At 63.9% G+C, this 11,330-nt stretch carries 12 protein-coding genes; 6 read left to right on the top strand and 6 right to left on the bottom strand.

The genetic code is table 11. The features are described 5' to 3' along the window. Nucleotides 1-304 precede the first annotated feature (304 nt). Entirely contained in the window at nucleotides 305-1,366 is a 1,062-nt protein-coding gene (locus H8A95_RS25745) for an AraC family transcriptional regulator (RefSeq protein ID WP_229185695.1), read from the top strand. Nucleotides 1,367-1,466: 100 nt separating this feature from the next. Here the strand turns inward: H8A95_RS25745 and H8A95_RS25740 are convergent, their stop codons facing one another. After that, nucleotides 1,467-1,871 carry a hypothetical protein gene (locus tag H8A95_RS25740; protein WP_338027956.1) on the bottom strand — a complete coding sequence of 135 codons (405 nt, stop codon included), beginning with the start codon at nucleotides 1,869-1,871 and terminating at the stop codon, nucleotides 1,467-1,469. A gap of 607 nt (nucleotides 1,872-2,478) precedes the next feature. Here H8A95_RS25740 and H8A95_RS25735 point away from each other — a divergent pair. From H8A95_RS25735 to H8A95_RS25720, 4 genes are all read left to right on the top strand, one after another. Further along, nucleotides 2,479-2,631, top strand: coding sequence for a DUF1127 domain-containing protein (locus H8A95_RS25735; RefSeq protein ID WP_016846063.1), 153 nt, complete (start codon nucleotides 2,479-2,481; stop codon nucleotides 2,629-2,631). Nucleotides 2,632-2,740: 109 nt separating this feature from the next. Next, on the top strand, nucleotides 2,741-4,174 hold the full coding sequence (gene trmFO / locus H8A95_RS25730; protein ID WP_229185693.1) for a methylenetetrahydrofolate--tRNA-(uracil(54)-C(5))-methyltransferase (FADH(2)-oxidizing) TrmFO: 1,434 nt from the start codon (nucleotides 2,741-2,743) through the stop codon (nucleotides 4,172-4,174). Between the two features lie 5 nt (nucleotides 4,175-4,179). Continuing rightward, nucleotides 4,180-5,283, top strand: coding sequence for a serine/threonine protein kinase (locus H8A95_RS25725; RefSeq protein ID WP_229185692.1), 1,104 nt, complete (start codon nucleotides 4,180-4,182; stop codon nucleotides 5,281-5,283). Nucleotides 5,284-5,494: 211 nt separating this feature from the next. Then, a complete protein-coding gene (locus H8A95_RS25720) occupies nucleotides 5,495-5,773 on the top strand; it encodes a DUF1488 family protein (RefSeq protein WP_229185690.1) in 279 nt (92 codons plus the stop codon). Nucleotides 5,774-5,827: 54 nt separating this feature from the next. On the opposite strand, the gene H8A95_RS25715 is transcribed toward H8A95_RS25720, so the two are convergent. Genes H8A95_RS25715 through yajC form a run of 5 tightly spaced genes read right to left on the bottom strand, consistent with a single transcriptional unit; the run spans nucleotide 5,828 to nucleotide 10,118 of the window. After that, nucleotides 5,828-6,691, bottom strand: coding sequence for a phytoene/squalene synthase family protein (locus H8A95_RS25715; protein ID WP_229185687.1), 864 nt, complete (start codon nucleotides 6,689-6,691; stop codon nucleotides 5,828-5,830). Beyond that, entirely contained in the window at nucleotides 6,688-7,071 is a 384-nt protein-coding gene (locus tag H8A95_RS25710; RefSeq protein ID WP_229185685.1) for an Mth938-like domain-containing protein, read from the bottom strand. Before H8A95_RS25710 ends, H8A95_RS25715 begins: the two co-directional genes overlap by 4 nt. Before the next feature lie 6 nt (nucleotides 7,072-7,077). Beyond that, nucleotides 7,078-8,106 carry a protein translocase subunit SecF gene (gene secF, locus H8A95_RS25705; protein ID WP_229185683.1) on the bottom strand — a complete coding sequence of 343 codons (1,029 nt, stop codon included), beginning with the start codon at nucleotides 8,104-8,106 and terminating at the stop codon, nucleotides 7,078-7,080. 10 nt (nucleotides 8,107-8,116) lie between these two features. Next, nucleotides 8,117-9,721, bottom strand: coding sequence for a protein translocase subunit SecD (gene secD / locus H8A95_RS25700; protein ID WP_229185681.1), 1,605 nt, complete (start codon nucleotides 9,719-9,721; stop codon nucleotides 8,117-8,119). Nucleotides 9,722-9,761: 40 nt separating this feature from the next. After that, nucleotides 9,762-10,118 (bottom strand): preprotein translocase subunit YajC, encoded by a 357-nt coding sequence (gene yajC, locus H8A95_RS25695; RefSeq protein WP_021081225.1) that lies wholly within the window; start codon nucleotides 10,116-10,118, stop codon nucleotides 9,762-9,764. A 189-nt stretch (nucleotides 10,119-10,307) separates the two neighbouring features. Between yajC and H8A95_RS25690 the strand changes: the two genes are divergently transcribed. After that, on the top strand, nucleotides 10,308-11,291 hold the full coding sequence (locus H8A95_RS25690; RefSeq protein WP_229185679.1) for an ATP-binding protein: 984 nt from the start codon (nucleotides 10,308-10,310) through the stop codon (nucleotides 11,289-11,291). The last annotated feature ends 39 nt before the right edge of the window (nucleotides 11,292-11,330 follow it).

Here is an 11,330-nt window from a genome sequence, read left to right as displayed (position 1 = left end):
CTAGAGGTTTAGCGGCTTGTCCGCCCGCCCGGCTTGGACAGGCGCGACAACGCCTTGGACGAAAGCGACCTGGCAGGTCGGCATTTCAATCTGTATGCGTTTCGGCCAATGGGACGTGCGGTTCCACCTCGGACTGCACCTGCCGCAGGGGCGAACCGCGGATGGAGCATACGCTGGGCGCTTTGACACAGCCGGGTCATTGGCTAGAAGCACTGCGTCGCGTGCGATTGTTACCGCCGGGTCGCCTTGGTGAACGAGATGCGGCAATTCGGCGACACCTGTTGAGACAGCCTGAGTTTCCCCGATGACCTCGACAGCCAACGACGTTGCACTTTCCCGGTTTTCCTTGGAAGATTTTGCCGAGCAGGACCGTATGGCCGCATGGCGTGATCTGTACGGCCGGCTGGTGCTGAGGGCCGACCTCGCGCCACTGCAGGATCATTCTTTGCATGCGGACGTGACCGTGCGGATGCTGCCCGGGCTGTCCATCACGTCGGCCAGCATGTCGGCGTTTCGCTACGAGCGGGGTGCCGAACAGTTGGCGGATGGCAACGACGGACTTGTCCTGGTGATGGGTTCGCACGATGCCATGATGGTGCAGCGTGGACGCGAGGTCACGTGGAGCGCCGGCGACGCGCTGTTGGTCAGTTCGGCAGATCCGGTCGCGATGGTCTGCCCCGCCCCGGCGAAGATTCTGTGCCTTCACGTTCCGCGGCCGGCGCTGGCGCCGTTGGTGAGCAGCGTCGATTCCTCCGTGATGCAGCCCATTGCGCGCTCCACCGAAGCGCTGAAATTGCTGGTGAGCTATGTTGGGGCGCTGCAGGAGGATCATGCGCTTGCCACGCCTCAGCTACGGCACCACGTGGCCTCGCACGTACACGATCTGATCGCTGTGGCGCTCGGCGCAACGAGAGATGCCGCGGCTCTTGCCCATGGGCGAGGCGTCCGCGCGGCGCGGCTGCGTGCCATCAAAGCCGATATCATCGACCATCTCAATCACGGTAATCTCACGGTTGCGGCGGTAGCGCGGCGGCACGCCGTCACCCCGCGCCAGGTGCAACGGATGTTTGAAGACGACGGGACCACGTTTTCACAATTCGTGCTCGGGCGCCGTCTCGCGCGAGCGCATCGATTGCTCGTCAATCCGCGCTACGCCGATCGGCCTGTGAGCGCGGTCGCCTTTGAGGTCGGTTTCGGCGACGTGTCCTATTTCAACCGCACCTTTCGTCGGCAATACGGAGCGCCCCCTTCGGACGTGCGTGAAGCGGCACGAGCAGGGCCGATCAACGGCACTTCATCCAGAACACGTGAGGGGCATTCGATCGGGGCGCCCGCGCGGCGGGACGGCGCCCGCCCGCCGGAATAGGACGATTACATTGAGCGCTTGTCGCGGGCGAGACACGCTCCAGCCGAATCAAAGGGCCGATCGCCCCAGGCGACCGGCCCCTGTCGTCATCGACAATAGCTTACTTCGCCATCGCAGCGTGCGCGGCCCTGCCGAGATGCATGCCGCAGGCACCCATCTTGCCGTTCAGCATCGCGTCCTGAGCAAGCGAGATTTCCTTCTCCGCCGCGAATTTGACCTCGTTGTCAGCCATTGCTTCCACCGCGGCTTCGGTCTTGCCGAGATTGGCACCGCTGCAGCCGACGCCCATCTGCGCGGCCTGAGCGGGAGCGACAGCGTAAGCGACGGCAGCCACGGTTGCTGCTGCGATCAATGTCTTAATCATGGGATGGTCCATCTCTTGTTCTTGGACAGATCCCAGCGTGATTGCGGAATCTGCAGAACAATTATTCGCTGTTCCCGGCAGCGTTTCAGAATGAACTTCGCGCGATATGAATGTGATGAGCGCGGCGCGCGGATCGCGCATGCGTTGCATAGTGTTTTGATTACATGTCGGTAAGGAAGCGGCGCCGCGATAGCCTTGCTCGGACCGTTCACTTCAATCGAACCGCACTTCCGATAATCAGCAGCGCGTCCCGCGCGCCCCTGCTACTCGCGACGTAAATCTCAACAGTCCGCAGGACCGAATTACCTCTGGCGTCAATGCGACTGATTGACGCCATGTCGATCAACCATTCGGCAACATAAACAATGAATATAAACTCATTTCAAATGAACGCATTTCGCATGCGAATCACGCATGGAACACATCGAGGTGATCCGTGCCACAAGCGCCCGCTGTCGCTTGATCAAACGGTCTGAAATTACCATATGGGCTGGGTGACAAAGCGTGGAAAAATTCCATTAACTAGCTGATCTCAGGAAGCTTTCTTCATGTTATGCGGCCCCGGCGGAACTTCCGCCCGCGGTACGGTTCAGAGAGCGCCAAACGGTTAATCGAAACTTACCGTCGCCATGCGTTTTGAGCTTAGCTGCATCGCAACATCGGAACTACCGCACTGCACTATATCATCTATATTCACTTCAACGATGAGGCTTTGGAAAAGCTGAATCTGAACTACTAGGAGACTACCATGTTGCTCTCGCTCATCCGCATGATCCAGGCTTTCCGGGATTATCAGCGTAATGTCAGCGAATTGTCCCAGCTCAGCGATCGCGAACTGGCCGATATCGGCCTCGACCGCTCGGACATTCCGCGCGTTGCCGCCGGTACCTACAACGGCTAATCGGCCGCAAGCCATCTGATGACGGATAACGCCCGCTTCCACAGCGGGCGTTGTCGTTTGTGGCGCGGTTTCAGATGCATATGGTCTCGAAACGCGCTAACGCTGCGCGATGACACCGCATCAATCCACTTCCCAACCCGTGCACATCGTGGGCGCGGGGCTCGCCGGCTCGGAAGCCGCCTGGCAGGTCGCCAATTCCGGCGTCCGCGTCGTCCTGCACGAAATGCGCCCGCAGCGAATGACCGAGGCGCATCGGACCGAAGGCTGCGCCGAACTGGTCTGCTCGAACTCCTTCCGCTCCGACGATGCCGCCAACAACGCGGTCGGGCTGCTGCACGCAGAGATGCGGCGGCTGGGCTCCCTCATCATGCGCTCGGCCGATGCCAACCAGGTGCCCGCCGGCGGCGCGCTGGCGGTCGACCGCGATGGCTTTTCCGCTGCCGTCACCAAAGCGCTGAACGAACATCCGCTGATCGAGATCAGCCGTGAGGAGGTCGCGGGCCTGCCGCCGGCCGACTGGAGCAACGTCATCGTCGCGACCGGTCCCCTCACCTCGGCACCGCTCGCCGACGCCATCAGGCAGCTGACCGACGAGAGCGCACTGGCGTTCTTCGATGCGATCGCACCGATCGTGCACAAGGATTCCATCGACATGTCGGTGGCCTGGTTTCAGTCGCGCTACGACAAGGTCGGACCCGGCGGCACCGGAGCCGACTACATCAACTGTCCGATGACCAAGGAGCAGTATGACGCCTTCGTCGCGGCGCTGCTCGATGGCGAGAAGGTCGACTTCAAGGATTGGGAGACCAACACGCCCTATTTCGACGGCTGCCTGCCGGTCGAGGTGATGGCCGAACGCGGTCAGGAAACGCTGCGCCACGGCCCGATGAAGCCGGTGGGATTGACCAATCCGCACAATCCGACGGTCAAGGCCTATGCGATCGTCCAGCTGCGGCAGGACAACAAGCTCGGCACGCTCTACAACATCGTCGGCTTCCAGACCAAGCTGAAGCACGGCGCTCAGCAGCGTGTGTTCCGCACCATCCCGGGCCTGGAGAACGCGGAGTTCGCCCGCCTCGGCGGCCTGCATCGCAACACCTTCCTGAATTCGCCGAAGCTGCTCGATAGTCAGCTGCGCCTGCGCGCGCAGCCGCGGCTGCGCTTCGCCGGACAGATGACGGGCTGTGAGGGTTACGTCGAGTCGGCCAGCGTCGGCCTGATTGCCGGCCTCTGCGCCGCCGCCGACACGCGCGGCGCCGCGTTGACGCCGCCACCAGCCACGACCGCGCTCGGCGCGCTGCTCGGCCACATCACCGGCGGCCATATCGAAACGATCGACGCCGGTTCGCGTTCGTTCCAGCCGATGAACATCAATTTCGGTTTGTTCCCGCCGCTGGCCAGTCCACCGACCAAGAAGCCGGACGGCTCGCGGCTGCGCGGCAACGAGAAGACCGTCGCCAAGAAACAGGCGATCAGCGCGCGTGCGCTTGCCGATCTCGACCACTGGATCGCTGACCACCTGCGCGTTGCGGCAGCGGCCTGACGATCATGAGCTTGCCGAAAGACGACGACGCCACCCTGTCGGCGCGATGGAGCCAGGGTGTCCTGCTCAAGCGCGACGTGTTCTCAACCGTCGAGCGCGGTCGCTTCCGCACCGATCACGGCGAAGTCGACGGCGTGCTGCGCCGGCTCGATCAGGTGCCGTTCTGGTCGTTCGCCGTGGCCTTTCATCTGTTCTCGCGCGAGCGCCGCGCGCTGACCCTGGCGCGCGACCTCGACGTCGGGCCGAAGCTGTTGTGGGCCGGCCGGCGCGCACTGGTGCGCGGCTTCATCGACGGGGCAGCGCTGCATCTGGCGAAGCCGCATGGCGACGTCGCTTATTTCCGCTCCGCCAAGCAAGCGTTGCGCAAGCTGCATCGCGCCGGCATCTGTCACAACGACCTTGCCAAGGAGCAGAACTGGCTGGTCGGCCGCGACGGCCGCGCTTACCTCACCGACTTCCAGCTCGCCGCCTGCTTCAAGACCCGAAGCCGGCTGTTCCGTATCGCGGCCTATGAGGATCTGCGGCATCTGTTGAAGCACAAGCGCAGCTACGCTCCGGAGGCATTGACGCCGAAAGAGCGCAAGGTGCTCGCCAGGAAGTCCGCGGTCGCCAGCATCTGGCTCAAGACCGGCAAGAAGGTCTATCAGGCGATCACGCGCGGCATCTTCAATTTCACCGACCGCGAGGGCGGCGGCCGCCGGCTGGTCAACGACGCCCCGGTGCTGGTCGATCTGATCCGCAGGAATCCGGACGTGCGCGATACCGCGATCGTCGCCTTCGCCGACCGCCGCGTCGGCGTCGGACTCTACGCCTTCGTCGAGGCAGACCAGTCCGCGCTGGAAAAGACGCTGCGCAATGAGCTTTCCGCAGCCAAGGGCGTCAAACCGCCGGAGCACATCCAGATCGTGCACGCATTGCCGCGCGATGCCGCCGGCAAGCCGCGCACGGAAATCCTGCAGCTCGTCGCCATGAATCAAGTCGACCTGATCGAGCCGCTGATGCGCAGCGACGCCGATCGCGAGTTCCTCAGGGACATCCTCGAGCAACGCAAGAATCTGCGCGATCGCTTCAATTTCGAAGTCGCCGAGATGGATCGCCCAGCGCGCTAAGCCTCGATGGCGCTGAAACGCCAGCGCGCTTCAGCTTCTTGTTTGAGCACGATCTCCGTGCAAACGCGTTCCGCGTTCGTCGCGAGGGAAAACCGCATCGCACTTTCCGGATCGTTCTTAGGCGCACGCAGTTCGCGGCGCCCGGCCCTCGACAAACGCGGCGCGAAGCCCCACTCTTTGCGAGGGCCGGCGCGCTCAAGGGACAGACTTAATGCCACTCACCCGTGGCCGTATCGGGGGATATGATTCCGAACGGATGGCGTTCGGATTCACCATGATGAACGGCGAGCAGGAAATCGAATGCCAGATCAGCGACGCCGCAATGGACGAGCTGGCCGGCACGCGTGGAACCGCGAGCATGGCGCGGCAGGCGCAATTCGTTGCGCTGCGCGACGCGGTCGAGCGGATCGCATCCGACATCTATGACAACAGCCCGGTGGTCCGGGGCGCAACGATCCGGATATTCACCAAGCATATCGCGAAGGAGTAGAGCTAAGCAGGGTTTACCGCACAAGCGCTTTGCGTTTGTCGCGCCAGATCAGCTTTAGCTGCCGAACTCTTCCGTGCGCGCCGCCCGCCACAACGTCCAGAGCGTGCGCAGGCGTGAGACCGGCTTCGGCACGAACGGATCGTAGTCGGCCGCCCTCACCCGCTTCAGCTCGCGCCTGACGTGAGCGAGCGGCAGGAAGATCGGACGCACGCCGGACGGCACATCCGCGAGCAGTCCGAAGGCGGTCTTGAGATGGCCCTGCGCTTCGTCCGCGAGCTGATCGATCGCAGCGCGAATGTTCGGCGTCGGCTTGCCGGCAAAGACCTCTTCCTTGCTGCTGCCGTGCTGCTGAAGCAGCGGTACCGGCAGAAACAGCTGCTGCCGCGAGGCGTCCCGGCCCAGCGACGCGATGACCTGCGCCATGCCCTGGGCGAGGCCTGCATGACGGGCAAGGTGATCGATCGCCTCCGATGGCCGTGCCACCACGCGCGTCGCCTGCGACAACAGCGCCGAGGCCGTGGAGTCGAGATAACCCTCGAGGGCGGCCAGCGACGGCATCGGATCGTTGTAGAGATCGAACTGGTGCTCCTCGACCAGCTGCGACAATGGCGAGACCGGCAGGCGGTGATTGCGGATCGCATACAGCAGCTCTGCCGCGACCGGATTGCCCTCGACGCCGCCGTGCCCCGTCCCGGCCAACATGTCGGTCCACCACTGCAGCCGCATCTCGCCGGGCAGCGGCTGGCTGACCTGCTCGTGCACGCGCGAAACCTCGATGTTGAAGGCGTAGAGCGCCAGCAACGCCCGGCGTTCCGGACCCGGCAGGAACAAGGTCGAGGCGTAGCGCACGAAGTCATGGGTCCGCACCAGATCGGCGCAGAATGCCGCGCCGTCCTTCGGCGCCTCCGTCGCGCTCATGGCACCGCGATCAGCGCCGCCGCGACGCGACGCCGCTCGCCCAGCATGATGTTGTAGGTCCGGATCGCAGGGCCCGTCTGCATCGGGTCGAGCACCACCCGCACCGCGCGCAGGGCCTCGCGCAGGCCCTTTGGCGGCACCCAGACCTCGGTGCCGCTGCCCACGATCAGGGTGTCGATCGCATTGGCGGCCGCGAACACCTTTTGCAGCGAATATTCGTCGATCTCCTCCGGCCTGGTGACCGGCCAGGCCCACATCGAGTCGGGCAGGCACAGCAGCGAGCCGCGATGCGACATATCGGCAAACGCGAAGCCACCCTTGCCGTAGGCCTCGATCGGCGCCGACCTCGGAAGATGGGGAGCGTCCGAGGGATTGCTCATGACCGGTTACTTCTTGGCTGCGGCCGCGTCCGGCTTCTTGGCCGGCGCGTCCTGCGCCTCGCCCCGTGTGGTGTGAACCCCGAGATAGATCAGGATCGGCGCCGCGATGAAGATCGAGGTGTAGGTGCCGACCAGCACTACGCCGAACATCATCACCGCCGTGAAGCTATGGATCGCCTGGCCGCCGAACAGCAGCAGCGCGAGCAGCGCCAAGGTCACGGTGACGTGGGTGATGATCGAGCGCGACAGCGTCGAATTGATCGATTCGTTCAGCAGCTGCGGCATCGGCATCTTCTTGTAGCGCCGCAGCATCTCGCGGATACGGTCGTAGATGACGACGGTGTCGTTGAGCGAATAACCGAGAATCGTCAGCAGCGCCGCGATGCTGGTGAGGTCGAAGTCGACCTGGGTGATCGACATGAAGCCGATCGTCAGCACGATGTCGTGGACGTTGGCGATCATGGCGCCGAGCGCGAACTGCCACTCAAATCGGAACCAGAGATAGATCAGGATGCCGACGATCGCGAACATCAGGCCGATCATGCCGTAGGCCAGCAGCTCGCCGGAAACTCGCGGTCCGACCACCTCGACGCGGCGATAATCGACGCTGTCGCCGAGCGCGCCGCGGACCTTGCCGACCGCATCCTGCTGAGCCTTGTCGCCGCCCGGCTGTTCGGCGACGCGGATCAGAACTTCAGCCGGACCGCCGAACTGCTGCAACTGAACCTCGCCGAGGCCAAGGCCGTTCAAGGTCGTGCGCATCGCGGCAATGTCCGCCGTGCCGGACTTGGACTGCACCTCGAGCAGCGTGCCGCCCTTGAAGTCGATGCCGAAATTCAGACCGTGGGTGAAGAACAGCGTGATCGCGAGGATCGAGAGCAGCGCCGAGATCGGGAAGCTGATGCGGCGGAAGCGCGTGAAGTCGAAATGCGTGTCGTCAGGCACGATGCGCAGCGACGGCAACAGACCGAGCGCCGCGACGACGGTCAGCACGACAATCAGGATGCCAAGGCCAATGAGAACAGTATGAGTCACAACAGGCCTCTCAGATCGGCACGGTTTGCGGCCGCTTCCACCGCACCCACGCCGCGACGATCAGGCGCGTCAGGGTGAAGGCGGTGAACACCGTGGTGATGATGCCGATGCCGAGCGTCACGGCAAAGCCGCGAACCGGTCCGGTGCCGATGTAGAACAGCACGGCGGCAGCGATGAAGGTGGTGATGTTGGAGTCGAGAATGGTGGCCAGCGCCCGCTTGAACCCGGCGTCGATCGCCGAGATCGCGTTGCGGCCGCCGCGCAATTCCTCGCGGATGCGCTCGTAGATCAGCACGTTGGAGTCGACCGCGATGCCGACGGTCAGCACGATGCCGGCGATGCCGGGCAAGGTCAGCGTGGCATTGAGCAGCGACAGCAGCCCGAAGATCATGGCGACGTTGATGGCCACGGCGATGTTGGCGAACACGCCGAACAGCCGGTAGGTGAGCAGCATGAACACGATGACGAGGATCGATCCGACATAGGCGGCAAGCTCGCCCTTCTCGATCGAGTCCTGACCGAGGCCGGGACCGACGGTGCGCTCCTCGGCCACGGACAGGGGCGCCGGCAACGCGCCGGCACGCATCAGGATCGCCAGATCGTTGGCCGACTGCACGGTGAAGCTGCCGGAGATCTGGCCCTGTCCGCCGGTGATCGGCTCACGGATCACCGGTGCCGAGATCACCTTGTTGTCGAGCACGATCGCAAACGGCTGGCCGACATTGTCGGCGGTCGCCTGCGCGAATTTGCGCGCGCCCGACGTGTTGAACTTGAAGCTGACGATCGCCTCGCCCGTGCGCTGGTCAAAGCCGGGTTGGGCATCGGAGAGTTCGCCGCCGGAGACCAGGACCTGCTTCTTCACGACGTACGGAACCGGTGGCGGCGAAGCGCTCATCAGGAGCTCGGAGTCCGGCGGCACCCGGCCCTGCTGCGCCTGGTCTGCTGACACCGAGGTGTCGACCATCCGGAATTCCATCTTCGCGGTCTTGCCGAGCAGCTCCTTCAGGTGGGTCGGGTCCTGCAGACCCGGGACCTGCACCAGGATGCGGTCGCTGCCCTGGCGCTGGATCACCGGTTCGACGGTGCCGAGCTCGTTGACGCGGCGTTCGACGATCTGAATCGACTGCTCGATAGTCTTGCGCATCCGCTCGATCATCGCCGGCTGCGACACGGTCAGACGGATCAAGCCGCCCCCTGCATCGGTCACGTCGACGTCGCGCTGGCCGCTGGAGCCGAGCATACCGCCGATCGGCTGCGCGACCTCGCGAAGTTTCGTCAACGCCGCCGGAACATCGCTTTCCTTCGCGATACGGGCCTCGACGGCGTCGTTGCGGATCGTGATGCCGCCGGTGAAGCCAATCCGGGCATCGCGAAGCGCCTTCCGGGCGTCGTCACGAACCTGTTCGAGCTTTTCCTTCTTCACGTAGTTGGCATCGACCTCGAGCAACAGGTACGAGCCGCCCTGCAAATCGAGGCCGAGAACGAGGCGCCGCTGCGCCCATGCCGGCCAGGTCTTGACCTGCGCTTCGGGGAAGAAATTGGGCACGGCGCACAGGCAGACCACCAGCGCTATCAGGATAATCCCCAGCGCTCGCCACCGCGTGAAATACAACATCGAATTGACCTGTCAGATTCGGCAAAAGGCTCCGCGGCAATCAGCTCGCGGACGCCTCGTCCTTGGCGTCGCCCTTGGCCGGCTCACCCTTGGTCCGCACGCCCGAAATCATCTGGCGCATCTGCCGCACGCGAACGCCGTCCGAAATCTCGAACTCGATCTGGTCGTCGTCGACCACCTTGGTCACCTTGCCGACGAGGCCGCCCGAGGTCACCACGGTGTCGCCGCGGCGGATGTTCTTCACGAGGTCTGCATGATCGCGCACCTTCTTCTGCTGCGGGCGCAGAATCAGGAAGTACATGATGACGAAGATCAGCGCGAATGGCAGCAGCGACATCAACATGCTGTTGGTGTCACCACTCGCTCCAGCCTGGGCAAACGCAGGAGTAATCAGCATTCGGACGATCCTCGGATAAGACGGGAAAGGACCGGCAGCGCCCTCGGGTCGGGGCGGTATGGCGGTCCGGACAAATTCGCGCGGACTATAGCGGCCGCGGTCCCAATTGCAACGTTAACGGACCTTCATTTAGGGCGCTTGCGGGACCGCCGCCAGCCCGATAAGGCTGCGCCGTCAGGAACTGGACAAATGCCGAAAAAAGTCAAGAAAACCACCAGCAAAACAGCCAGCAAAACCGCCCCCAAAGCGGCAGCCAAAAGCGTTGCAAAAGCCGCGACAAAACGCCCGGCGACGGAGCTCAACGGCGCGACCGCCGAGCGGATCGCGAACGCCCTGGAGACCATCGCCAGCCGCCTTGCAGCCGCCTCCCCGACTCACGATCCGGCCAAGTCGCTCAGTGCCGCGGACGCCTTTGTCTGGCATCCGGACGGACGGCTGGCTCCAGTGCCGCGCGTCAGCCGCGTCGAGATCGGCCTGCTCAAGGGCGTCGACCGGATGCGCGACATCCTGATGGAGAATACCGAGCGCTTCACCAACGGACTGCCCGCCAACAACGCGCTGCTGTGGGGCGCCCGCGGCATGGGCAAGTCGTCGCTGGTCAAGGCTGCGCATGCCAGCATCAATGTCGACCGCAAGCCGGCCGACCGGCTGAAACTGATCGAGATCCACCGCGAGGACATCGAAAGTCTGCCCGGCCTGATGGAGCTGCTGCGCAGCTCCTCCTTCCGCTTCATCGTGTTCTGCGACGACCTCTCCTTCGACGGCAACGACGCCTCGTACAAATCGCTGAAGGCCGTGCTGGAAGGCGGTATCGAGGGACGCCCCGACAACGTCATCCTCTATGCGACCTCCAACCGGCGGCATCTCCTGGCGCGCGAGATGATCGAGAACGAACGCTCGACCGCGATCAATCCGGGCGAAGCGGTCGAAGAGAAGGTGTCGCTGTCGGATCGCTTCGGCCTCTGGCTCGGCTTCCATCGCTGCAGCCAGGATGAGTACCTTGCGATGGTGAAGGGCTATTGCGATCATTACGGCATCAAGATCGCCGAGGACGAACTCGAGCGCGAGGCGCTCGAGTGGTCGACCACGCGCGGATCGCGCTCCGGCCGCGTCGCCTGGCAGTACACGCAGGAGCTTGCGGGCCGGCTCGGTGTGCGGCTGAGCGGCGCGTAGCTCGGGTAGCGCGTCCGGCAAGGCGCGGGGCTTCTGAAT

Source organism: Bradyrhizobium oropedii (assembly GCF_020889685.1).
Classification (GTDB): Bacteria; Pseudomonadota; Alphaproteobacteria; order Rhizobiales; family Xanthobacteraceae; genus Bradyrhizobium; species Bradyrhizobium oropedii.
This window is presented reverse-complemented; position numbering and strand designations above follow the sequence as displayed.